The sequence below is a fragment of the Pseudomonas sp. TH43 genome (genome assembly GCF_016650635.1).
Lineage (GTDB): Bacteria > Pseudomonadota > Gammaproteobacteria > Pseudomonadales > Pseudomonadaceae > Aquipseudomonas.
In genome coordinates this window covers 2,032,024-2,055,141 of sequence record NZ_JAEKFI010000004.1, presented here as the reverse complement: position 1 = coordinate 2,055,141, position 23,118 = coordinate 2,032,024, and the positions used below count along the sequence as shown (strand labels likewise).

General features: G+C 59.4%; 25 protein-coding genes and 1 tRNA gene. 14 read left to right on the top strand and 12 right to left on the bottom strand.

Annotated features, from left to right (window positions below; translation table 11 throughout):
- Nucleotides 1-60: 60 nt before the first annotated feature.
- From secB to JFT81_RS25735, 3 genes are read right to left on the bottom strand one after another with little or no spacing between them, the layout of a single operon-like run.
- The gene (gene secB, locus JFT81_RS25745) at nt 61-546 is read right to left on the bottom strand and encodes a protein-export chaperone SecB (protein WP_201149376.1); all 486 of its coding nucleotides are present in this window, start codon (nt 544-546) and stop codon (nt 61-63) included.
- 57 nt (nt 547-603) lie between these two features.
- The gene (grxC, locus tag JFT81_RS25740) at nt 604-858 is read right to left on the bottom strand and encodes a glutaredoxin 3 (protein ID WP_201149378.1); all 255 of its coding nucleotides are present in this window, start codon (nt 856-858) and stop codon (nt 604-606) included.
- On the bottom strand, nt 859-1,272 hold the full coding sequence (locus JFT81_RS25735; protein WP_102354619.1) for a rhodanese-like domain-containing protein: 414 nt from the start codon (nt 1,270-1,272) through the stop codon (nt 859-861).
- 153 nt (nt 1,273-1,425) lie between these two features.
- Between JFT81_RS25735 and gpmI the strand changes: the two genes are divergently transcribed.
- The 4 genes from gpmI (at nt 1,426) to JFT81_RS25715 (ending at nt 6,626) form a co-directional block, all read left to right on the top strand.
- Nucleotides 1,426-2,955, top strand: a complete 1,530-nt coding sequence (gene gpmI, locus JFT81_RS25730; protein ID WP_201229966.1) for a 2,3-bisphosphoglycerate-independent phosphoglycerate mutase — start codon at nt 1,426-1,428, stop codon at nt 2,953-2,955.
- Nucleotides 2,956-3,206: 251 nt separating this feature from the next.
- Entirely contained in the window at nt 3,207-4,493 is a 1,287-nt protein-coding gene (locus JFT81_RS25725; protein WP_201229964.1) for a murein hydrolase activator EnvC, read from the top strand.
- Between the two features lie 34 nt (nt 4,494-4,527).
- Entirely contained in the window at nt 4,528-5,847 is a 1,320-nt protein-coding gene (locus tag JFT81_RS25720; RefSeq protein ID WP_201229961.1) for a S41 family peptidase, read from the top strand.
- Nucleotides 5,848-5,849: 2 nt separating this feature from the next.
- On the top strand, nt 5,850-6,626 hold the full coding sequence (locus JFT81_RS25715) for a divergent polysaccharide deacetylase family protein (protein WP_201229960.1): 777 nt from the start codon (nt 5,850-5,852) through the stop codon (nt 6,624-6,626).
- 188 nt (nt 6,627-6,814) lie between these two features.
- Here the strand turns inward: JFT81_RS25715 and JFT81_RS25710 are convergent, their stop codons facing one another.
- The 7 genes from JFT81_RS25710 to JFT81_RS25680 all read right to left on the bottom strand — a co-directional run bounded on the left by JFT81_RS25710 (nt 6,815) and on the right by JFT81_RS25680 (nt 12,692).
- Nucleotides 6,815-7,570 (bottom strand): ABC transporter substrate-binding protein, encoded by a 756-nt coding sequence (locus JFT81_RS25710; RefSeq protein ID WP_201229958.1) that lies wholly within the window; start codon nt 7,568-7,570, stop codon nt 6,815-6,817.
- A 73-nt stretch (nt 7,571-7,643) separates the two neighbouring features.
- Nucleotides 7,644-8,414 (bottom strand): imidazole glycerol phosphate synthase subunit HisF, encoded by a 771-nt coding sequence (gene hisF, locus JFT81_RS25705; RefSeq protein ID WP_201229956.1) that lies wholly within the window; start codon nt 8,412-8,414, stop codon nt 7,644-7,646.
- Nucleotides 8,415-8,423: 9 nt separating this feature from the next.
- Nucleotides 8,424-9,161: a 1-(5-phosphoribosyl)-5-[(5-phosphoribosylamino)methylideneamino]imidazole-4-carboxamide isomerase gene (gene hisA, locus JFT81_RS25700; RefSeq protein WP_014336098.1), complete on the bottom strand. Its 738-nt coding sequence runs from the start codon at nt 9,159-9,161 to the stop codon at nt 8,424-8,426.
- Between the two features lie 103 nt (nt 9,162-9,264).
- Nucleotides 9,265-9,525 carry a DUF2164 domain-containing protein gene (locus JFT81_RS25695; protein ID WP_095190078.1) on the bottom strand — a complete coding sequence of 87 codons (261 nt, stop codon included), beginning with the start codon at nt 9,523-9,525 and terminating at the stop codon, nt 9,265-9,267.
- Nucleotides 9,526-10,164 carry an imidazole glycerol phosphate synthase subunit HisH gene (gene hisH / locus JFT81_RS25690; protein ID WP_025110934.1) on the bottom strand — a complete coding sequence of 213 codons (639 nt, stop codon included), beginning with the start codon at nt 10,162-10,164 and terminating at the stop codon, nt 9,526-9,528. It abuts the gene before it with no gap.
- A complete protein-coding gene (gene hisB / locus JFT81_RS25685; protein ID WP_042557195.1) occupies nt 10,164-10,757 on the bottom strand; it encodes an imidazoleglycerol-phosphate dehydratase HisB in 594 nt (197 codons plus the stop codon). The genes hisH and hisB overlap by 1 nt, the downstream gene beginning before the upstream one ends.
- A gap of 270 nt (nt 10,758-11,027) precedes the next feature.
- On the bottom strand, nt 11,028-12,692 hold the full coding sequence (locus JFT81_RS25680; RefSeq protein ID WP_201149385.1) for an OFA family MFS transporter: 1,665 nt from the start codon (nt 12,690-12,692) through the stop codon (nt 11,028-11,030).
- A gap of 318 nt (nt 12,693-13,010) precedes the next feature.
- Between JFT81_RS25680 and JFT81_RS25675 the strand changes: the two genes are divergently transcribed.
- The 6 genes from JFT81_RS25675 (at nt 13,011) to JFT81_RS25650 (ending at nt 17,735) form a co-directional block, all read left to right on the top strand.
- On the top strand, nt 13,011-13,415 hold the full coding sequence (locus JFT81_RS25675; RefSeq protein WP_201229954.1) for an acetyl-CoA sensor PanZ family protein: 405 nt from the start codon (nt 13,011-13,013) through the stop codon (nt 13,413-13,415).
- Nucleotides 13,416-13,493: 78 nt separating this feature from the next.
- The gene (locus JFT81_RS25670) at nt 13,494-15,719 is read left to right on the top strand and encodes an AsmA family protein (protein ID WP_201229950.1); all 2,226 of its coding nucleotides are present in this window, start codon (nt 13,494-13,496) and stop codon (nt 15,717-15,719) included.
- The gene (gene mutY, locus JFT81_RS25665) at nt 15,716-16,783 is read left to right on the top strand and encodes an A/G-specific adenine glycosylase (RefSeq protein ID WP_201229948.1); all 1,068 of its coding nucleotides are present in this window, start codon (nt 15,716-15,718) and stop codon (nt 16,781-16,783) included. Before JFT81_RS25670 ends, mutY begins: the two co-directional genes overlap by 4 nt.
- Entirely contained in the window at nt 16,780-17,052 is a 273-nt protein-coding gene (locus JFT81_RS25660; protein ID WP_008024947.1) for an oxidative damage protection protein, read from the top strand. Before mutY ends, JFT81_RS25660 begins: the two co-directional genes overlap by 4 nt.
- Before the next feature lie 104 nt (nt 17,053-17,156).
- Nucleotides 17,157-17,232: transfer RNA gene (locus JFT81_RS25655), tRNA-Phe, on the top strand.
- A gap of 149 nt (nt 17,233-17,381) precedes the next feature.
- Nucleotides 17,382-17,735, top strand: coding sequence for a hypothetical protein (locus JFT81_RS25650; protein ID WP_201229946.1), 354 nt, complete (start codon nt 17,382-17,384; stop codon nt 17,733-17,735).
- On the opposite strand, the gene JFT81_RS25645 is transcribed toward JFT81_RS25650, so the two are convergent.
- Nucleotides 17,732-18,022 (bottom strand): YceK/YidQ family lipoprotein, encoded by a 291-nt coding sequence (locus JFT81_RS25645; protein ID WP_201199785.1) that lies wholly within the window; start codon nt 18,020-18,022, stop codon nt 17,732-17,734. The two genes, JFT81_RS25650 and JFT81_RS25645, sit on opposite strands and share 4 nt — an antisense overlap.
- A gap of 277 nt (nt 18,023-18,299) precedes the next feature.
- On the opposite strand from JFT81_RS25645, the gene JFT81_RS25640 reads away from it, so the two are divergent.
- The 4 genes from JFT81_RS25640 (at nt 18,300) to JFT81_RS25625 (ending at nt 21,302) form a co-directional block, all read left to right on the top strand.
- Complete coding sequence (locus JFT81_RS25640; RefSeq protein ID WP_201229944.1) at nt 18,300-19,358, top strand: PDDEXK nuclease domain-containing protein; 1,059 nt, start codon at nt 18,300-18,302, stop codon at nt 19,356-19,358.
- Between the two features lie 68 nt (nt 19,359-19,426).
- Entirely contained in the window at nt 19,427-20,401 is a 975-nt protein-coding gene (locus JFT81_RS25635) for an alpha/beta fold hydrolase (protein WP_201229936.1), read from the top strand.
- A 28-nt stretch (nt 20,402-20,429) separates the two neighbouring features.
- Entirely contained in the window at nt 20,430-20,843 is a 414-nt protein-coding gene (locus JFT81_RS25630; RefSeq protein ID WP_053116577.1) for a hypothetical protein, read from the top strand.
- 6 nt (nt 20,844-20,849) lie between these two features.
- A complete protein-coding gene (locus JFT81_RS25625) occupies nt 20,850-21,302 on the top strand; it encodes a hypothetical protein (protein WP_201149397.1) in 453 nt (150 codons plus the stop codon).
- A 70-nt stretch (nt 21,303-21,372) separates the two neighbouring features.
- On the opposite strand, the gene gabP is transcribed toward JFT81_RS25625, so the two are convergent.
- Nucleotides 21,373-22,764 carry a GABA permease gene (gene gabP / locus JFT81_RS25620; protein WP_201149399.1) on the bottom strand — a complete coding sequence of 464 codons (1,392 nt, stop codon included), beginning with the start codon at nt 22,762-22,764 and terminating at the stop codon, nt 21,373-21,375.
- Between the last annotated feature and the right edge of the window lie 354 nt (nt 22,765-23,118).

The window sequence follows — 23,118 nt, the reverse complement described above, 5'->3', positions numbered from 1 at the left end:
TGTCTGACAGACCGCTATCGCGAGCAGGCTCGCTCCCACACGGGATGTTGCTAAACCGTCTTATTGAACGGTTGGCGTCTCGCCGCTTTCCTGCATGCGCTGCAGTTCTTGCGCGTACAGGGCGTCGAAGTTCACCGGGGCCAGCATCAGCGCCGGGAACGAGCCACGGGTCACCAGGCTGTCCAGGGTCTCGCGAGCATACGGGAACAGGATGTTCGGGCAGAACGCACCCAGCGTGTGGCTCATCGAAGCCGCATCCAAGTTCTTGATCAGGAAGATACCGGCCTGTTGCACTTCAGCGATGAAGGCCACTTCGTCACCGTTTTTCACGGTCACGGACAGGGTCAGTACGACTTCGTAGAAATCGCCTTCGAGCTCTTTCTGGCGAGTGTTCAGATCCAGACCAACGGTCGGATCCCACTGCTGACGGAAGATCGCCGGGCTTTTCGGGGCTTCGAAGGACAGGTCGCGAACGTAGATGCGCTGCAAGGAGAATTGCGGTGCGGTGTCTTCTTCGCTGGCTGCAGTGTTCTGTTGGTCAGTCATCTCAGATCCTTTCTGATCTTGGGTCTTTTAGGGAGTGCTGTACGTGGGTGCAGCCGTTCAGGCCTTGAGCAGCGCGTCGAGCTTGCCGGCGCGCTCCAGGGCAAATAAATCGTCACAACCGCCGACGTGCTGGCTGCCGATCCAGATCTGCGGCACGGACGTGCGCCCCGCTTTCTGGGCCATGGCGGCACGCACCTGCGGCTTGCCATCGACCTTGATCTCTTCGAAGGCCACACCTTTGTTCGCGAGCAGTTGCTTGGCTCGCATGCAATAAGGGCAGTAATCGCTGGAGTAGACGATGACTTCGCTCATTTATTTCACCAGCGGCAGGTTGTCGCCTTTCCAGCTGGAGATCCCGCCGGACAGCTTGGCGGCGGTGAAGCCGGATTTCATCAGTTCGCGGGCGTGGGTGCCAGCGGTCTGGCCCAATGCGTCGACCAGAATGATGGTCTTGGCCTTGTGTTTTTCCAGCTCGCCGATACGCGCAGCCAGTTTGTCCTGGGGAATGTTCACGGCGCCAACGATGTGGCCGGCGGCGAAATCCTTCGCTGGGCGGATGTCCACCACCACGCCTGCTTCTTTGTTGACCAGCGCGGTCAGTTCGCCGGTGCTCAGGCTTTTACCGCCGCCCTGCATCGTGTGCGCCAGCAGCAGAGCCAGCAGTACGACGAAGATACCGACAAGAATGTAGTGGTTAGTGGCAAATTCAATCAGGTGAGCAACCATCGAAGGAGGTTCCAGGGCGTTAAAATGTCGGCCAGTATACACAGCCACTATGGTCGGCCAAACCCCGTCCGGCGGTGACGCGGTCGGAACTTAGCTTTAAACTCCAACTCCCTTTTCCATCGCCCTCTTCTTTATTAGCCACGAGTGGATTCCATGACTACCACGCCTAAACCTTTGGTTCTGATGATTCTCGACGGCTTCGGTCACAGTGACAGCCACGAGTCCAATGCCGTTTACGCGGCAAACAAGCCTGTACTGGATCGCCTTTGCGCCACCGTGCCGAACGGCTTGATCTCGGGCAGCGGCATGGACGTCGGCCTGCCGGACGGGCAGATGGGCAATTCCGAAGTCGGCCACATGAACCTCGGCGCCGGTCGCGTGGTGTATCAGGATTTCACCCGCGTGACCAAGTCGATCCGCGACGGTGAGTTCTTCGAGAACCCGACCATATGCGCCGCTGTGGATAAGGCCGTGGCCGCCGGCAAAGCCGTGCACTTCATGGGCCTGCTGTCCGATGGCGGCGTACACAGCCACCAGGATCACCTGATTGCCATGGCCGAACTGGCGTTCAAGCGCGGCGCCGAAAAAATCTACCTGCACGCCTTCCTCGACGGTCGCGATACGCCACCGAAAAGTGCTGCATCGTCGATCGAACTGCTCGACGCGACCTTCCAGGCGCTCGGCAAGGGCCGCATTGCCAGCATCATCGGTCGCTACTTCGCCATGGACCGTGACAATCGCTGGGATCGCGTCGCTCAGGCCTACAACCTGATCGTCGATGGCAACAGCGAATTCAACGCCGCCACTGCCCAGGAAGGTCTGGACGCTGCCTATGCTCGCGGCGAGAGCGACGAATTCGTCAAAGCCACCACCATTGGTGAGCCGGTCAAGGTTGAAGACGGCGACGCCGTGGTGTTCATGAATTTCCGCGCCGACCGTGCCCGCGAGCTGACCCGCGTGTTTGTCGAGGACGATTTCAGGGACTTCGAGCGCGCGCGCCAGCCAAAACTGGCCGGTTTTGTCATGCTGACTCAATACGCGGCGAGCATTCCTGCACCGTCGGCGTTCGCCCCGGGCAGCCTGGAAAACGTCCTTGGCGACTATCTGGCGAAAAACGGCAAAACCCAGCTGCGCATCGCTGAAACCGAGAAGTACGCGCACGTGACCTTCTTCTTCTCCGGCGGTCGCGAAGAGCCGTTCCCGGGCGAAGAGCGCATTCTGATCCCGTCGCCGAAAGTCGCCACCTATGACTTGCAGCCGGAAATGAGCGCCCCTGAGGTCACCGACCGTATCGTCGAGGCCATCGAAAACCAGCGCTACGACGTGATCGTGGTCAACTACGCCAACGGCGACATGGTCGGCCATAGCGGCGTGTTCGATGCGGCGGTGAAAGCCGTTGAATGCCTCGACACCTGTGTCGGTCGCATCGTCGAAGCGCTGGAAAAGGTCGGCGGCGAAGCGCTGATCACTGCCGACCACGGCAACGTCGAGAAAATGGCCGATGAAGAAACCCACCAGGCGCACACCGCGCACACCACCGAGCCAGTGCCGTTCATTTATGTCGGCAAGCGCGACCTCAAGGTGCGTGAAGGCGGTGTGCTGGCGGACGTGGCACCGACCATGCTGAAACTGCTGGGCCTGGAAAAACCGACGGAAATGACCGGCACCTCGATTCTGGTGTAATTCGCCCGATCAAACACCGTAAACCCTGTGGGAGCTGGCTTGCCAGCGATAGCAATCTGACAGCCAACAACTATGTTGAATGAGCAGACGCCATCGCTGGCAAGCCAGCTCCCACAGTGGTTTATGGAGTTTTCGAAATGGAATTCGCTGTATTGCTTGGTCCAGTTATCACACAGGCCCAATTGGGCGTTTTTTTTGCAGCCTCGGGCGGGCATACTAGGCCGTCCCTTACCCTGGTGCCGCCCGCCTCTATGCTCCGCGTCCTGATCGCCCTCGCTCTGACCTGCCTGCTCCAACCGGCCTTCGCTGACGAGCGCGCGCAAACCCAACAGCAGTTGGACGCCACGCGTCAGGACATTGCCGAGCTGAAAAAACTGCTGGGCAAGGTCCAGGAAGAAAAATCCGGCGTGCAGAAGGAGCTCAAGGGCACCGAGACCGAGCTGGGCAAGCTACAGAAACAGGTCGACGCCCTGCAGAAAGAACTGCAGAAAAGCGAATCCGAGCTGCAGCGACTCGATGCAGAGAAAAAAAAACTCCAGAGCGCGCGCACTGAACAGCAGCGATTGATCGCCATTCAGGCCCGTGCGGCCTATCAGAACGGTCGGCAGGAATACCTCAAACTGCTGCTCAACCAGCAGAATCCCGAGAAATTCGCCCGCACCCTCACCTATTACGATTATCTGAGCCAGGCCCGCCTGGAGCAGTTGAAGAACTTCAACGAAACCCTGCGCCAACTGGCGAATGTCGAAAAAGACATTGCCGCCCAGCAAGCGCAATTGCTGGTGCAGAAAAGCACGCTCGATAGCCAACGCGACGAACTGGAAAATGTCCGCAAGGAACGCCAGCAAGTCCTCGCCAAGCTCAACGATGACGTGAAAGCCCGCGACCAGAAACTGGCCGCGCGCGAGCAGGATCAGGCAGACCTGTCTAAAGTCCTTAAAACCATTGAAGAAACCCTGGCCCGTCAGGCCCGTGAGGCAGAAGAAGCGCGGCAGAAAGCGCTGATCGCCCAGCAGGAAGCGGAAAAAAAGCGTTTACGTGAGGCGCAGGCTGAAAACAGCGACGCCCCACGCAAACCAGCCAGATCAACACCCGGCGCGCTGGTTTCCAGCAGCGGCGAGACCTTCGGTGGCCCTTTTGCTGCAACGCGGGGAAAACTTCCTTGGCCGGTTGATGGTCGACTGCTGGCACGCTTCGGCGAAAGCCGTGGCGACGACGCCCGCACCAAGTGGGATGGCGTGATGATCAGCGCCTCCGCCGGCAGCCAGGTGCATGCCGTCCACGGTGGTCGCGTCGTCTTCGCCGACTGGTTGCGTGGTGCCGGGCTGCTGGTGATCCTTGATCACGGCAACGGTTTTCTGAGTCTTTACGGTCACAACCAGACGCTGCTCAAGTCGGCCGGTGACGTGGTAAAAGCCGGTGAGTCGATCTCCACTGTCGGTAACAGTGGCGGTCAGGACACACCAGCGCTGTATTTCGCAATTCGTCAGCAGGGTCACCCGAGTGATCCGGCGCAATGGTGCCACGCGCAAGGATAGGCGTTGAGTCACCAATTTTAGGAGTTCGTTCGACATGCTGCATTTGTCCCGTCTTACCTCGCTGGCCCTGACGATCGCCCTGGTGATCGGCGCGCCTCTGGCGTTTGCCGCTCAACCGGCCCCGGCCGTCGCTCCGGCAGGCACTGCCGCGACCTCCAAGGCCCCGCTGCCACTGGATGAGTTGCGCACCTTTGCCGAGGTCATGGACCGGATCAAAGCGGCCTACGTCGAACCGGTGGACGACAAGACCCTGCTGGAAAACGCGATCAAGGGCATGCTCAGCAACCTCGATCCGCACTCGGCTTACCTCGGCCCTGAAGATTTCACCGAGTTGCAGGAAAGCACCAGCGGCGAATTCGGCGGCTTGGGCATTGAAGTCGGCTCCGAAGACGGCTTTATCAAAGTCGTCTCGCCAATCGATGACACGCCAGCATCGAAGGCCGGCATTCAGGCTGGCGACTTCATCGTCAAGATCAACGGTCAGCCAACGCGTGGCCAGACCATGACCGAAGCTGTCGACAAGATGCGCGGCAAGATCGGCCAGAAAATCACCCTGACTTTGGTACGTGACGGCGGCACGCCATTCGACGTGACCCTCGCCCGCGCGGTGATTCAGGTGAAGAGCGTGAAAGCGCAGCTGCTTGAATCGGGCTACGGCTACATCCGCATCACCCAGTTCCAGGTCAAGACCGGCGAAGAGGTCTCCAAGGCCCTGGCGAAGATGCGCAAGGACAACGGCAAGAAGCTCAACGGCATCATTCTCGACCTGCGCAACAACCCGGGCGGCGTGTTGCAGGCAGCGGTGGAAGTGGTCGACCACTTCATCACCAAAGGCCTGATCGTTTACACCAAGGGCCGCATCGCCAACTCCGAACTGCGCTTCTCGGCCACCGGCAAAGACGAAAGCGAAGCGGTGCCGATGGTCGTGCTGATCAACGGTGGCAGCGCCTCGGCATCGGAAATCGTCGCCGGCGCCTTGCAGGATCAGAAACGCGCCGTGGTCATGGGCACCACCAGTTTCGGCAAGGGCTCGGTGCAAACCGTGCTGCCACTTAATAACGACCGCGCCCTGAAGATCACCACGGCGCTGTACTTCACGCCGAATGGCCGCTCGATTCAGGCTCAGGGCATCGTCCCGGACATCGAAGTGCGCAAGGCGAAGATCACCAACGAAGCCGACGGCGATTACTTCAAGGAAGCCGATCTGCAGGGTCACCTGGGCAACGGCAACGGCGGCGCCGACAAACCTACCGGTTCCGGCGCCAAGGCCAAAGCCATGCCGCAGGACGACGACTACCAACTGGCCCAGGCCCTGAGCCTGCTCAAAGGGCTGAGCATTACGTCCGGCCGTTGAGGATGTCTCTGCGTTTCGTCTTCGTTCTGTTGTGCTGTCTGGCGGGTGCTGCTCACGCAGAGCCCGCCAGCACAAAGCCACACAAAGCCTACCTGACACTGATCATCGACGACCTGGGGCAGAACCTGCCCCGGGATCGCCGCGTGCTCGCGCTGCCTGGCCCGGTGACCACGGCAATCATGCCCGACACCCCGCACGCCACCGAGTTTGCGCGCGAAGCCCATCGCGCGGGCAAGATCGTCATCCTGCACATGCCCATGGACCCGGCCACCGGGCCTTATGCGTGGCACCCCGAACTGCCCATCGAAGAACTCGAAAAACGCCTGAACGCCGCGTTCAAAATGGTCCCTTACACCGCTGGCATCAATAACCACATGGGCAGCCGCATGACCGCGCAACCGGTGGCGATGGCGTGGTTGATGGGTGAGTTGCAGCGACGGCACAAATTCTTCGTCGACAGCCGCACCAGCGCGCAGACCGTCGCCGCGCAACAGGCGCAGAAGATCGATCTGGCGAGTGTTTCGCGGGATGTGTTTCTCGATGACGAGCGTACTGAGGCGGCAATCTACACGCAGCTACAGACGGCAATCAGCCTGGCGCACAAGCAGGGTTCGGCGGTGATGATCGGCCATCCGTATCCGCAGACGCTGGCGGTGCTGGAGCGAGAATTGCCGAAGCTGAAGGCCCAAGGGATTGAGTGGATTGATATTCGGCAGATGATCAGTGTGCGCAGTAACAAAGCCACTGCGGCACATGGGAAGGATGGCGTTTATCGCTGACTTTAAAAGCCCCTCACCCCAACCCTCTCCCGGTGGGAGAGGGAGCTGACCGAGTTGTTTAGTAGAGATGCACCGACTTGCAATACCGAGTCGGATTCAGGTTTTGAACAGCGCACAAATCTGCTCCCTTTCCCCTCGCCCCCCATGGGGGAGAGGGTTGGGGTGAGGGGGTAGCGATCTAACAAGCGCTACAAATACCGCCCCATGATGTCATCCACCACACCATCCTTACGCATCTGATCCAGCGCCGCCTGAAGCTTCTTCACCGTCTCTTCCGGCACCTCTTTGTTCAGCGCCAGATACAGCTCGGCGCTGTTAAATCGCAACACCGTCTTCAGCCCTGTCACGCCATCCTGCCGCGCCAGATAGCGCCCGGCCGGATCGCCCGTGGCCCATAGATCAATCTGGCCACTGACGAGTTTCTTGGCGTTGTCCTGATCACGCAACACCACCACCGGCTTCAAGCCTTGCTTGGTCAGCGTCTCGGCAATCGCATCGCCCTTGTAGGCGCCGATCTTGTATTTGCGCGCATCGTTGAGAGTTTCGAGGGTGATCTTGCTGTCGGCCTTGGCCAACATGATCCAGTCGTCCGGGCCGATCGGCCCGACCCATTTGAAGAGTTTTTCGCGATCCGGCAGGCGCGCCATCACGAAGGCCCCGTAGCCGGGATTTTCCAGCGCAAGTTTGTAGACGCGCTCCCATGGGAAACGCAGGGTCAGGCTGTAGGTAATGCCGGCGCGCTGGAACATCTCACGGACGATATCGGTGGCGATGCCGTTGATGTTCTCGCCCTGGGCGAAGTTCTTGCCGTTCTTCGCCATGTTGTACGGCGGGAAGTTTTCGGTGAGGAGCACCAGATCGGTGTCAGGACTGTTTTCGGCCCGGGCGTTGTTGATGAGCAACAACGAGGCACTGGCGAGAACAAGAAGCAGGCGTTTGATCATGTCGGGCTACCGAAATCCATGGCGTGCCCAAGAGTGCCTTGGGTACGCCATGCTGTCCACTGGCCTGTACGGTTTAGCGCATCACGATGCCGCGTTTGGCCATGTAGGCCTTGGCTTCCTGCACGGTGTATTCGCCGAAGTGGAAAATACTCGCCGCCAATACCGCGCTGGCGTGGCCTTCGAGAATGCCGTCGGCCAGATGCTGCAGGTTGCCGACACCGCCGGACGCGATCACCGGAATGCCCAGCGCATCGCTGATGGCGCGGGTCACGCCGAGGTCGAAACCGCTTTTCATGCCGTCCTGATCCATGCTGGTCAGCAGGATTTCACCGGCGCCGAGGCCTTCCATTTTCTTCGCCCACTCGACAGCGTCGAGGCCGGTTGGCTTGCGCCCGCCGTGGGTAAAGATTTCCCAGCGCGGGGTTTCGCCAGGGCCGGAGACTTTCTTGGCATCGATGGCGACGACGATGCACTGCGAGCCGAAATGCTGCGCGGCTTCGCCAACGAATTCCGGATTGAACACCGCAGCGGTGTTGATCGACACCTTGTCCGCGCCGGCATTCAACAAATTGCGAATGTCCTGCACGGTACGCACGCCACCACCGACGGTCAGCGGAATAAACACCTGGCTGGCCATGCGCTCGACGGTATGCAGCGTGGTATCGCGGCCATCAACGCTAGCGGTGATGTCGAGAAAAGTAATCTCGTCGGCACCCTGCTCGTCATAGCGACGGGCGATTTCCACCGGGTCACCGGCGTCGCGGATGTTCTCGAACTTCACGCCTTTGACGACCCGACCGTTGTCCACGTCCAGGCAAGGGATGATGCGTTTGGCCAGCGCCATGGTCAGTCCTCAGCCTTTGTACGAATCGCAGAAAGCTTGCGCTTCGGCGACGTCGAGGGTGCCTTCGTAGATCGCTCGGCCGGTGATGGCGCCGATGATGCCCGGCGCTTTGGCGTCGAGCAGCGACTTGATGTCACCCAGATTGTGGATACCGCCGGAAGCGATCACCGGGATCTTGGTCGCAGCGGCCAGCGCAGCGGTAAACGGTACATTGCAGCCCTGCATCATGCCGTCTTTGGCGATGTCGGTATAAACGATCGAGGACACGCCGTCGGCTTCAAACTGCTTGGCCAGATCGATAACCTGCACGGTGCTGATTTCAGCCCAGCCATCGGTGGCGACAAAACCGTCTTTGGCATCCAGACCGACGATGATCTTGCCCGGGAACGCCCGGCACGCTTCAGCGACGAATGCCGGATCTTTCACGGCTTTGGTGCCGATGATCACGTAGCTCACACCAGCCTTGACGTAGTGCTCGATGGTTTCCAGCGAGCGGATGCCGCCACCGATCTGGATCGGCAGGTTCGGATAGCGTTTGGCAATCGCCGTAACCACTTCACCGTTAACCGGCTGACCTTCAAAAGCACCGTTCAGATCGACCAGATGCAGACGACGGCAACCGCCCTCCACCCACTTGGCAGCCATGCTCACCGGGTCATCGGAGAACACTGTGGAATCTTCCATGCGGCCCTGGCGCAGACGTACGCAGGCACCGTCTTTAAGATCGATAGCGGGAATAATCAGCATGCTTTTTCCTTCGTCAAAAGAGCGGCAAGCTGCAAGCCATAAGCTGCAAGCGCGCACGCGCGTCTATCTCTTGCAGCTTGCAGCTTGACGCTTGCCGCTGCTCCTAATTTTTTTCGAGCGCCCACAGGTCGCTTTCGATGCTTTCAAACCGCTCCTTGAGGTGGGTCTGCACATCGAAAATCGCCCTGTTGTAATAGTGCGGAGCAATTTCGCGGGTAAACAGCTCAAGAATCTCCGCCGCCTCGAACGACCCGAGGTCGAGTTCGAAACGATCTTCCATGAAGCGTTTGATCTTGTGATTGGCCTCGCTCTCCTGCTCGGGAGTGAGGGTCAGGATCGGCGGCTTGGACTTCTTGGCGGCCATTTACCAGCGACCATCCCACGCGGCGAAGTTCTGCAGCAATTGCAGGCCATGGGTATGGCTCTTCTCCGGGTGGAACTGCACGGCAAAGCGCGAGCCATCAGCCAGCGCCGCAGCGAAATCGACGCCGTAATGACCGCCACCCACCACTTGCCGCGCGTTGGCAGCCGCAATGTAGTAGCTGTGCACGAAGTAGAAGCGCGCCATGTCCGGGATGTCATGCCACAGCGGATGGCTGACTTTCTGCTTCACCTCGTTCCACCCCATGTGCGGGACTTTCAGGTGCTCGCCGTCTTCATGCAGATCTTTGCCGAAAAACTTCACCGCGCCCGGAAACAGGCCGATGCAGTCGACGCCGTCGTTCTCTTCGCTGGTGTCGAGCAAGGCTTGCATGCCAACACAGATGCCGAGGAACGGACGATCCTGACTGACTTCACGCACCAGCGAGTCGAAACCGAGGCGACGAATCTCTGCCATGCAATCGCGAATCGCGCCGACGCCCGGGAACACCACGCGGTCAGCTTCACGGATCACGTCGGCATCGCTGGTGATCAGCACTTTGCCGGCACCGACATGCTCGAGGGCCTTGGCCACCGAGTGCAGGTTGCCCATGCCGTAGTCGATAACTGCAACCGTCTGCATTACAGAACGCCTTTGGTCGATGGCATTTGCCCGGCCATGCGTTCATCCAGCTCCACAGCCATGCGCAGCGCGCGGCCGAAAGCCTTGAACACGGTTTCGATCTGGTGGTGAGTGTTGGTGCCGCGCAGGTTGTCGATGTGCATGCTGACAAGCGCATGGTTGACAAAGCCCTGGAAGAATTCCTGGAACAGGTCAACGTCGAAGCCGCCGACGGTGGCGCGGGTGTAAGGCACGTGCATCTGCAGGCCTGGACGACCGGAGAAGTCGATCACCACACGCGACAGCGCTTCATCAAGCGGCACGTAGGCGTGGCCGTAGCGACGGATGCCCTTTTTGTCGCCGATGGCTTTGGCAAACGCCTGGCCGAGGGTGATACCGACGTCTTCCACCGTATGGTGGTCGTCGATATGCAGATCGCCCTTGCATTCAATATCCAGGTCGATCAACCCGTGACGGGCGATCTGATCCAGCATGTGCTCAAGAAAAGGAACACCGATATCGAATCGGGCCTTTCCGGTGCCATCAAGGTTGATCGAGGCTTTGATCTGGGTTTCCAGAGTGTCGCGCTCGACAGAAGCCTTACGTTCGGCCATCACCAGCTCCGCAAAATCATTGGGCGAAAAAGGCAGCCATTATAGGCACGCGGGGCCGAAACAGAAACACGAGAGGTGATATCCCTGACAGGCAGAAGCCCCGGCTGTCGCGGGTAGACATGTGCATACAAGCCATTACAGGCAACGTAAAAACAAATGTGGGAGCGAGCCTGCTCGCGAATGCGGTGGGCCAGCCAACATTTATGTCGACTGACATTCCGTCTTCGCGAGCAGGCCCGCTCCCACAGGGGACTGCGTTTTACCCATTACTTAGTGAAACAGTACCGCCGTCTTCTGCAAGGTCACCCACACACCCCACGCCAACGGAATACCCACCACCAGCCACGCAGCAATCGCCAATGGCTTGCTGCCCGGCGCGGCTTTCCACTCCAGCACGGTGGTTGCATCAGCACCTTTGTCGTGGCCCAGCGCCTGTTCGGCAGCCAGTTCGGCGTCGGTCATGAAGTACTTGTCGGCCACCGGGCGTACCAGCATGTTGCACAGGAAGCCCAGCACCAGCAGACCGGCGAGGATGTACAGCGTGATGTCGTAAGCCGCGGCGCGTTCCACGCCGATGCTCAACTGATACTCACGCAGGTAGTTCACCAGCACCGGACCGAGCACACCGGCCGCAGCCCAGGCAGTCAGCAGACGACCGTGGATCGCGCCGACCATCTGCGTACCGAACAGGTCAGCCAGATACGCCGGAACAGTGGCGAAACCGCCGCCGTACATCGACAGAATGATGCAGAACGCCGCCACGAACAGCGCAACGTTGCCCAAATGGCCGAGGTTCGGGATCAGCGCGTACAGGGCAAAACCCAGGGCGAAGAACACAAAATAAGTGTTTTTGCGGCCCAGATAGTCCGAGAACGACGCCCAGAAGAAGCGGCCACCGATGTTGAACAGGCTCAGCAGACCGGTAAACCCGGCCGCAATCGCGGCAATCGAAGCCAGTTGGCCGGCGTCCAGTTGACCGAACGGCAGATCCACACCGATCAATTTACCGCCAAAGACTTCCTGCAACAGTGGCGACGCCATGCCCAGAATGCCGATACCCGCCGATACGTTCAGGCACAGCACCAGCCACACCAGACGGAATTGCGGGGTTTTCCACGCAACGTTCACGTGCACGTGACGGTGAGTGATCATCGAGTTCGAAGCTTTTTTCGCCGGAGCGGTCCAGCCTTCAGGCTTCCAGCCAGTTGGCGGTACGCGATACGACAGGGCGCCGCCGATCATGAACACGAAGTAGATCGCGGCCATGACCAGGAAGCTCTGCCACACGCCAACGCTGGTTGGCGAGGCGAAGTGGCCCATCAGCGCTGCGGCCAACGGTGCACCGACCATCGCGCCGCCACCGAAGCCCATGATCGCCATTCCGGTGGCCATGCCGCGTTTGTCCGGGAACCACTTGATCAGGGTCGACACCGGCGAGATATAGCCCAGGCCCAGACCGATACCGCCGATCACGCCGGAGCCGATCCACATCAGCCAGATTTGGTGGGTATAAATCCCCAACGCCGAAATCAGCAGACCACCGCACCAGCAAAGTGCCGATACAACGCCAGCCTTGCGTGGCCCGGCGTGTTCCAGCCAGCCACCCCAGATCGCTGCCGAGCAGCCGAGGAAGATGAAGAACAGGGTGTAGATCCAGCCGAGCATCGAGATCGGCCAGTCGCATTGCGAAGAGAAGACTTGTGCGATGAAGCTCATGTCCGGTGCGCAGGCCACTGGCGCGGTGATGCCCAGTGCCTTCGACAACGGCAACCAGAACACCGAAAAACCGTAGGCCATGCCGATGCACAAGTGAATGGCCAATGCGGCCGGTGGCACCAGCCAGCGGTTGAAACCGGGCTTGGCGATGATGCGCTCCTTGGACAGGAACGCAGGCTGGTCGGCTTTGAGACCGTCCGCCGTAATGCTCGTGCTCATTGTGTATCCCCCAATTATTAGTATGGTTCGCCAGCCACTGTTCACCCTCGGCCTTATGCACGCAGGCATGACCGTTTTTTAAGGTGAAGCTCCTTGAAGGCGCGACGTTAAGTCGCAGAAGGACGGACGAACCGGCGAAGGTTACCATTTGCAGGTGACAGAAAAACCAAACTGATATCACCTTTTTCATGTCATCTGATCTCCTCCCTGTTGGAACGGCGGGAGGCTGCGATCTTTTGATCCTGTTTTTTTAAAATCAAAATCAAAAGATCGCAGCCTGCGGCAACTCCTACGCAGGGCTTTTCCTACGGAGCCACCATGCCAGTCATCGTTGAGACGCTTGCAGACGCCAGTTATCAGGATCAGCAGGATTTGCAGAAAATCTATCGTGACGCGCCCGAATGGCTGTTCGCGCCGTTTTCCCGGGAGGCCGAGCTGATCGAAAGTGCATTGGCTGACGGCTGTTTTATTGCCGGACGTTTCAATGACCGGCTGCTCGGCGCTGCACGTCTGCAAAGGCACCACAACGTTTGGTACTTGTCCCATTTGTGCGTGCGAAAAGTTACCCGACGTCGTGGGGTTGCCGAGCGGCTGGTGAACCAAGCGCAGAAAATGGCGTCGCAAGCGGGTGCCGAACTGCGCCTGCTGGCGCCTGCCGGGCAGATTGAGGCACAGGCGCTGGCCGCCAGGCTGCAAGTGCTCCTGGAGACACCGGCAACATGACGCCACACCGAACCGGGCAGTTGCAGCGCTATACTCCCCGGCTAAATTACGAATTCGACTAACTACAAGGACTCGCCCATGAAAGCGTTCGGCAAAATCCTGGGTCTGGTACTTCTCGGGCTGTTGCTGATCATTGTGGCGGCAGGCTTTGCCCTGACCCACCTCTTCGATCCCAACGATTACAAAGACGAGATCCGCCAGATAGCCCGCGACAAGGCCCACATCGAGCTGACGCTCAATGGCGATATCGGTTGGAGCCTGTTCCCGTGGCTCGGCCTGGAATTGCACGAAGCCAGCGTCGCCACGCTGGTCAAACCTGCCGAACCGTTTGCCGATTTGCAGATGCTCGGCCTGTCCGTGCGCGTGCTGCCGCTGCTGCGCCGCGAAGTGCAGATGAGCGACGTGCGCGTCGAAGGCCTGAACCTGCGCCTGAACCGCGACAAGGACGGCCATGGCAACTGGGAAGACATCGGCAAGGTCCCCGCTCCGGCTGGCGCAACACCGCCGGCTGCGGCCGGCGAACCGGCCAGCGAAACCACCACCGCCGCCGTGGAAAAACCACCACAACCGATCCGACTCGACATCGACAGCCTGACCGTCAACAACGCTCGCGTTGAATACAACGACGAGAAGACCGGCAAGCAGTTCAGCGCCGAGAGCATTCAGTTGAGCACTGGCCCGGTGCACGATTCGACCAATATCCCGGTAAAAGCCACGGCATTCCTCGGCACCAATCAGCCGGTTCTGCGCGTGCGCACCGAACTCACGGGCGAGCTGCGCATCGAGCGCGCCCTGCAACGCTACAAGTTCGAAGACATGAAGCTGTCCGGCGAACTGGCTGGCGATCCGCTGCAAGGCAAGACCATGACGTTCTCCGCGCAGGGTCAGTTGTTGCTGGATAAAGCTGCGAACGTCGCCGAATGGACAGGCATCAAGATCTCCGCCAACCAATTGCGCGCCTTGGGTGAGCTGAAAGCCAATGACCTCGACAAGACCCCACAGATCACCGGCGGCGTCTCCATCGCCCAGTTCGATCTGGCTAAATTCGTCGACAGCATTGGCCAGAAACTCCCGGCCATGGCCGAAGGCAGCCTGAGCAAGGTCGAACTGGTCAGCCGTGTTGCCGCCACGCCAACCAGCGTTGCCTTCGACAACATCAACCTGAAACTCGACGACAGCAGCTTCAGCGGGCGCATCGCCGTCGAAGACTTCGCCAAGCAATCGCTGCGGGCGATCCTCAAGGCAGACACTTTCAACGTCGACCGCTACCTGCCGCCAAAATCGGCGCAGGCCAACAGCGCGGCGCAAGTGCGTCAGGCCGAAGTCGCCAGCACCGAAGCCGACGCCATGGCCGGCGCGGGCTCGACGCCTTTGCCGGACAAGCCGAGCAAAACCGCCTGGAGCACCGAGCGCCTGCTACCGGTTGAACGCCTGGCCAAACTCGACGTGGATGCCGATCTGACCTTCGGCCAACTGACCCTCGACAGGTTGCCGATCCAGAACGCCGCACTCAAGGCTACCGGCCAGGGCGGCCTGCTGACCCTGACCAACCTGAGCGGTGAACTGTACAACGGCGGTTTCGAAGCCAAGGGCACCCTCGATGTCCGCCCAAGTGCCCCGGTGCTGAACCTGCAGACCAAACTCAACCGCGTCCCGGCTGAGAAAATACTCGAAAGCCAGGGCAAGAACCCGCCGGTCAAAGGTCTGGTGACCCTGACCAGCAACATCACCGGCAGTGGCAACAGCCAGCAGGCGCTGATCGACACCCTCAACGGCAACGCCAGTTTCGTCATCAACAACGGCGTGCTGCTTAACGCCAACCTTGAGCAGCAGTTGTGCAAAGGCATCGCCACGCTCAACCGCAAGTCCCTCAGCGGCGAACCACGCGGCAAGGACACGCCGTTCCAGGAGCTCAAGGGCAACCTGACCTTCCGTAACGGCATTGCCAGCAACCCCGACCTGAAAGTGCGCATCCCCGGCATGACCGTCAACGGTGATGGCGACATCGACCTGCGCGTGCTGGGCATGGACTACCGCGTCGGCATCATCGTCGAAGGCGATACCAGCGCCATGCCGGATCCGGCGTGTCAGGTCGGCGACAAGTTCGTCGGCATCGAATGGCCACTGCGTTGCCGTGGCCCGCTGGAACTCGGCGCCAAGGCCTGCCGCGTCGACAATGAGCGTCTCGGTCAGGTCGCGACCAAAATTGCCGGCGACAAACTGAGCGAGAAGATCGACGAAAAACTGGGCGACAAAGTCAGCCCGGAACTGAAAAACGCATTGAAGGGGCTGTTCAAGCGATGAGAGCGGAGCAGTTTTCAACGGCGGTGCTGGAATGGTTCGACCGCCACGGCCGCCACGATCTGCCTTGGCAACAGGACATCAACCCGTATCGGGTATGGGTGTCGGAGATCATGTTGCAGCAGACCCAGGTCAGCACCGTGCTCAACTACTTCGATCGCTTCATGACGGCGCTTCCCACCGTCGAAGCGCTGGCCGACGCGCCGGAAGACGAAGTGCTGCACCTGTGGACAGGTCTGGGTTACTACACTCGCGCGCGCAATTTGCAGAAGACCGCGAAGATCGTCGTCAGCCAGTACGGCGGCGAGTTTCCGCGTGACGTCGAAAAGCTTACCGATCTGCCGGGCATCGGCCTGTCCACCGCTGGTGCCATCGCAAGCATCAGCATGGGTTTGCGCGCGCCGATTCTCGACGGCAACGTCAAACGCGTGCTGGCGCGCTTTACCGCGCAAGAGGGCTACCCCGGCGAGCCGAAGGTGGCCAAGCAGCTGTGGGCCAACGCAGAGCGCTTTACGCCGCACGATCGGGTCAACGCCTACACCCAGGCAATGATGGATCTCGGCGCCACACTCTGCACGCGCAGCAAGCCGAGCTGCCTGCTGTGCCCGCTGGAGCGTGGTTGCGAGGCGCACATGCTCGGCCTCGAAACCCGCTACCCTATCCCCAAGCCGCGCAAAGCCATCCCGCAGAAGCGCACGCTGATGCCGATGCTCGCCAACGGCGACGGCGCGATTCTGCTTTACCGTCGCCCGTCGAGCGGTTTGTGGGGCGGCCTGTGGAGCCTTCCGGAGCTCGACGACCTCGACGACCTGCAACATCTCGCCGATCAGCACTCGCTGACCATGGGCGAGCAGCAGGCGCTGCCCAACCTCGTCCACACGTTCAGCCATTTCCAGCTGTCCATCGAACCCTGGCTGGTTCAAGTGCAGGAGGCCACCCATCACGTGGCCGAGGCCGACTGGCTCTGGTATAACCTCGCCACCCCGCCGCGCCTGGGCCTTGCCGCCCCGGTCAAAACCTTGCTCGAACGCGCGGCCGCTGTCTTGAATGCAGGAGAGTCACCATGACCCGCACCATCATGTGCCGTAAGTACAAAGAAGAACTGCCCGCTCTGGAACGTGCCCCTTTCCCGGGCGCCAAAGGTCAGGATATTTTTGACCACGTCTCGGCAAAGGCCTGGGCTGACTGGCAGAAACACCAAACCCTGCTGATCAACGAAAAGCGTCTGAACATGATGAACGCCGAAGATCGCAAATATCTTCAGGGCGAAATGGACAAGTACTTCTCCGGCGAGGAATACGCCAAGGCCGAAGGCTACGTTCCGCCCGCAGAGTAAACCCCCGAAAATCGGGGGTCGGATCGTAAGCGACGGAATTAATTTAAGAAATTTTAAAAAAGTCGTTGACGTAAATCCGAAAAACCCTTTTAATGCGCCCCGTTGCCCAGATAGCTCAGTCGGTAGAGCAGGGGATTGAAAATCCCCGTGTCGGCGGTTCGATTCCGTCTCTGGGCACCAAATACCGAAAACCCTGAATCGCAAGATTCAGGGTTTTTTTATGCCTGCGATTCGATAAGCACTGAGTTCAGCTGCTTACGCGGCGCTTTTCCAACAGCCGCAATCCGCGCTACTTTGGCCGCCCCTTACGGAAGAGGGTCATCAAGCTGATGAACCAGAAACGAACCCGCGTGCCCCTGCCCCATCCGCCGCCGTATCGCCCGAGTCGCACAACTTACTGGCTGACGATTTTCGTTGCCCTGCTGATTGTTTTCGGCATCAGTGCATCAATCTGGATGCTGGTCGACAACTGGCTCACAGGCTCCATCACCACCAATAACCGCGGCCCACGCAGCACCTACACACTGGCTCTGCAACCGCGGCGATTCTGGGTTGAGTTTGTGTCGCAAAGCATCGGCACGGCGTTCATGCTGGCGTTTTCTGTGTTTGGCTTGTGGATCTATCGCAAGGTGCAAGAGCCTGTGCACACACCGAAAAGCAAACGCCGCACAAAGAAAACCTAAAGTGTATTGATGTAATCGACAGGCAGCAGAACCGTGTCCAGCGCGGCATCTACTGGCAGGGATACAACGGTGATGATCGGACAGACAATCATCATGTAACAGATGATGGCCGCCGGCATGCCATCGCTGCCGCCTCCGCGCACACCCAGAAGGTGCAGGTTGCCATCAACCCCTCGGTAATACTGAGCATCAGACAAACCGTCATTCAAACGCCCGATGAACGTTCCGCAGCCCACCAACTGCAACACGAGGCCTGCCACACAACCAATACGCAAAATCCCTTTCAAACCGGCGCTTCCTTACATCACAAAACAAGAGGCGCGGGATTGTACCGGCGCTTCAACCTGACAAACACCCATCGCTATCCTGCATCAGTCCAGTGGAACACCAGATTGGCGGGTGTAAGAAATGGACTACATCCCTTTAACCGTTGAAGCCGTTTTCCTCGGCAATGTCCTGCAACACCAAGCGCCTCTTCCTGCGGATTTCGTCGTCTCTCCCGACATACCGCAACGGCAACTCTTGGCATGCTTTTGCCTCTGTTCCCAATGACGCGGAAGACCGATGAGCCAGCTAAAACCTGCTGACATGCAAGACCCGAAAATCGATTCATTGCTGGGGGAGCTTGGCGAACTGATTCGGCAGGCACGGCAAAAAGTGCTGCGAGCGGTTGATACGATTCAAGTGCAGACCTGCTGGCAGATCGGCAGGCATATCGTCGAGTTTGAGCAGCAAGGTGCCCAACGTGCGGGCTATGGAAAGCAGTTGCTAGCGCTACTAGCAAAGGATCTGACAGAGAAGTTCGGGAAGGGCTTTGATGCTTCCAATTTGCGTTACATGCGCCTTTTTTATCAGGCATTTCCAATTCGTGACGCACTGCGTCACGAATTGAGCTGGACTCACTATCGTCGGCTGTTGGGAGTGAACAATGAAAAGGCGCGCCACTGGTACATGGACGAGTGCGCCAACCTGAACTGGTCAAGCCGCGCCCTCGATCGCCAGATCCTTACGCTGTACTACGAGCGGCTCCTCATGAGTCGAGACAAAGCCGACGTGATCGAAGAGGCCACCACCAACATCGAGGCAATGAAGTGCAATCCGCGAGAATTCATTCGAGACCCTGTGATGCTCGAGTTTCTCGGTCTGCCGTCAGCGGGCAAGGTTAGGGAAAGTGGCCTGGAACAAGCCCTCATCGACCACCTGCAGGGCTTTCTGCTCGAACTGGGCAAAGGCTTTTCCTTCGTTGCTCGCCAGCAACGCATCAGCACCGACGGCGTCGATCTGTACATCGATCTGGTGTTCTACAACTACCTGCTCAAATGCTTTGTGATCATCGACCTTAAACGCGGCAAGCTCAGCGCCCGCGACGTCGGGCAGATGGACATGTATGTGCGCATGTACGACGAGCTCATGCGCAGCGAGGGCGACAAGCCGACAGTCGGGATCATTCTGTCTGCCGAGAGCAACGATTCGGTGGCGCGCTACTCAATGCTCAAGGGCAACGAGCAACTGTTCGCCAGCAGTTACAAGACGATTCTGCCGAGTGAAGAAGAGCTGCGCGCAGAGCTCAATCGCGAACAGGCCTTGATCGAAGAACGCATGCTCACTCAATCCACTGAATAAAACCTGCGGATTGTTCCCGGGCGGCGCGCAGACTATCGTTGGCAGCTTACCCGCCAAGGTCGAGCGCCATGAGCTGTCAGGACACGTCCGCAATGCAGGACACGCAGTCAAAGTCGCTGAATTTGGATGTAACGCAAGGTGAGCCTTTCAAGGAAGCGGCTGCCGACGGGTTTGTGCTTGGCGGTTTTACCTGGTGCCACACATCACTCGACGCCCTACGCCCGGTGGTGATCATCAACGCCGCCACGTCCGTGCGCTGTCGCCATTACTCGCGCTTCGCGGCTTATCTGTTCGCCAACGGCTTCGATGTCATCACCTACGACTACCGCGGCATCGGCGAATCGCGACAGGCTTCGATCAAAGGCTTGAATGCCTCGTGGACGGATTGGGGCGCGCTGGATTTCGAAGCGATGCTCAAGCGCGCGCAACGGGAGTTTCCTGGCCAGCCGATTGATGTGGTCGGGCACAGCTTTGGCGGGTGTGCAGCGGGGCTGGCTGAGTCAGGGCGAGTTATCCGACGGTTGGTTACCGTCGGCGCACAGTTCGCCTACTGGCGAGATTACGCCCCCGCACAGCGCTGGCGCATGTTTGGCAAATGGCATCTGCTGATGCCGTTGATAACGCTGTTCTGCGGCTACTTCCCCGGCAAACGCCTCGGCTGGCTGGAGGACACACCGACGGGTGTTGTGCGCGACTGGAGCACACCTGCCGCGCGTTTCGAAGGACGACCAAGCGGCCGCGCATTGATGGAAAAGACCGGCGCCCTGCCCTTCGCCAACGTCAGCGCGCAAACCCTGGCGATCAGCATCAGCGACGATCCGTACGGCACGATCCCGGCCATCGAACGCCTGCTCGGCTACTTCAGCAACGCTGCAAAAACCCACCTGCGCATCGAACCGCAGGACATCGGCGAACAACAAGTCGGACATTTCGCCTTTTTTCGCAGCGCATACCAAGCCACACTATGGCCCATCGCTCTGACCTGGCTGCAAACCGGCGCACTGGCCCCCGACACACCCGGGCAGCAAGTGCCGCGCAGCTGAGCCCTCTCAACGCACGACGGAACACATCATGGCCTCCGCCAACAAGCAGCAAAAACGCGCCACCCGGGCCAAAGCCAAGGCCAAGCAGAACCGCACCAAACGCGCTGAAGCGCCGGTCGAGCTGGACCCGAACGATGACCGCATCGACTTCGAATCGGTGGATCTGACCGAGCTGTTCAAGAAAATGATCGACGCCGAGAAGATCAGCCAGCAAGCCCTGTGCACTGCGTTCCTCGAAGACCCGCTGCTGGAGCTGGTTTACGAGCAGGAAGGCGAAGAAGGCGCTATGGATTTCATCCTCGCCGCGCTGATCGAGTATCGCCAGTGGTCGCAGGAAACTGACGAGGCAGGCGCCTTGGCATGGATCGAATCACCGGCCTTCCAGGCCGACTATGTGGCGGCGTCCGACGCGATCGCCGCAAACACCCAACAGAAGAACTGAGTTCCCATGGCATCCCTGAACAAGCAACAGAAACGCGCCAAACGCGCCAAGGCCAAAGCCAAACAAATCCGTATGGTCGGCCGCAAGCCGCTGGAACAGGACGACGACCTCGACCACCTCGCCGAGCCGGTGCCGGAATACGTCCTGGCGATGTTCAGCAAAATGCGCGACGCCGAAGCCATCAGCCGCAACGAAATGCTCCTGACGCTGCTGCGCGAACTGGCGTTCGTCATCGTTGACCATCCAGAGCTGCTGGACATGGAAAACGCCGACAATGAAGGCATGGCCGCCACTCACCTGGCCGCCGACATGCTGATCGACTACCGCATGTGGGCCGAAGGCGTAACGATCGAAGAAGCCCAGGCCTGGCTGAGCGAGCCACAGTTCATCACCGATTTCGGGGTTGCGCTGGATGCTTATGGCAAGTCGGTGGAAGCGCAGGAAGACAAGAGCGAATAACCACCGCTCACAAACAAAAACGGCCGCTAGTCATCACTGACAGCGGCCGTTTTGCATTACGCGCTACGGATCAGTTCAACACCGGCGCGCCACGTTTTTCCAGCTTGCGACGGCGTGCTACCAGCAAACCGGCTGCCACCACCATCAGGCTCAGCAAACCAGTCGCGAGGATTTCCACGCGATGCGCTTCCTGGAACAACATGATGGTCAGGGCCGCAACGATGAAGATGATCACCGCGTAGGTCAGGCCCGGGAACAGCCACATGCTGAATTCGATTTTCTCGCCGCGCGCCACGCGTTGTTTGCGCATACGCAGTTGCGAGAAGGCGATTACCAGGTACACCAGCAGGGCGATGGCGCCGGAGCTGGCCAGGAGGAACTCGAACACGGCGGCTGGGGCTACGTAGTTGGCGAAAGTGCAGAGGAACGCTGCGCCAGTCGACAACATCACTGCCCAGTAAGGCGTGCCGCTTTTGTTGGTGCGGGTCGACATGGCCGGGGCATCGCCACGCTTGCCGAGGGAGAAGAGCATGCGCGACGAGGTGTAGAGCGCCGAGTTCAGGCAGCTGGTCACTGCGACCAGAACGACGATGTCGACGATCATTTTCGCGTTAGGAATGCCCATGCGTTCAAGCACGGTCTGGTAGGAACCGAGGTTGGCCAGCGTAGGGTCGTTCCAAGGCACCAGGGCCACAACGATGAAGATCGATACCAGATAGAACAGGCCAATCCGCCAGATCACCGAGTTGGTAGCCTTGGAGATCTGCTTGCCCGGGTTCTTCGATTCCGCGGCCGCGATGGTCACGATCTCGGTACCCATGAAGGAGAACATGGTCGTCAGGATTGCACCCAGTACCGCGCCCATACCGTTTGGCAGGAAGCCGCCGCTGTCGAACAGGTGCGACACACCGCTGACCTGGCTGTTCGGCAGGTAGCCGAAGATCGCTGCGAGACCGAGGCCGATGAAGCCGATGATCGCCAGCACTTTGATCAGGGCAAACCAGAATTCGAATTCACCGTAGTTCTTCACGCTGAACAGGTTGGTGACGGTCAGCAGCATGGTGATGATCAGCGCGAAAGCCCAGATGCCTACACCGGGGAACCACGCGTGCAGGATGGTCGCGGCGGCGTTGGCCTCCAGCGGAATCACCAATACCCAGAACCACCAGTACAACCAGCCGATGGTGAAACCGGCCCAATGCCCAATCGCACGGTCGGCGTAAGTCGAGAACGAACCGGTGTCCGGCGAGGCAACAGCCATTTCGCCGAGCATGCGCATCACCAACACCACCAGAGTACCGGCGGCAGCATAAGCCAGCAGTACGGCAGGCCCAGCGGCAGCGATGGCGTGGCCGGAGCCAACGAACAGACCGGCGCCGATCACACCGGCGATCGACAACATGGTCACATGACGCGGTTTGAGCCCCTGTTCGAGGCCATTGGAGCTTGGGGTACTGCTCATCGAAACTACCTTTGCGAGGAAAGCGATTGCGTCCGGCCCGTCTGGCATTTCTTTCTCGTAAAAAGAATCCAACGGGGCGTTCCTTATTCTGCACGCAATAAATGCGCCAAAATGTTTCAAAGTCTTCTGGAGCGCGGCTTTGCGCGCGACCGGACGGTCATCGCAAGTCTTTGAGATTAATGGCAATTCGCCAGAGCGTTACCCTGCGACTCACTTTCAAGACGAATCCGCGCACCAGAAACACACTGAAAAAGTGTGGGATGCACAATAAAAGGGCGATTCCTGTAAGTTCGGCCGGATAGCGCTTCCAACACCCCGCCAAAGCTGGCAACATCGCGCCTTTTTTTACGCGAC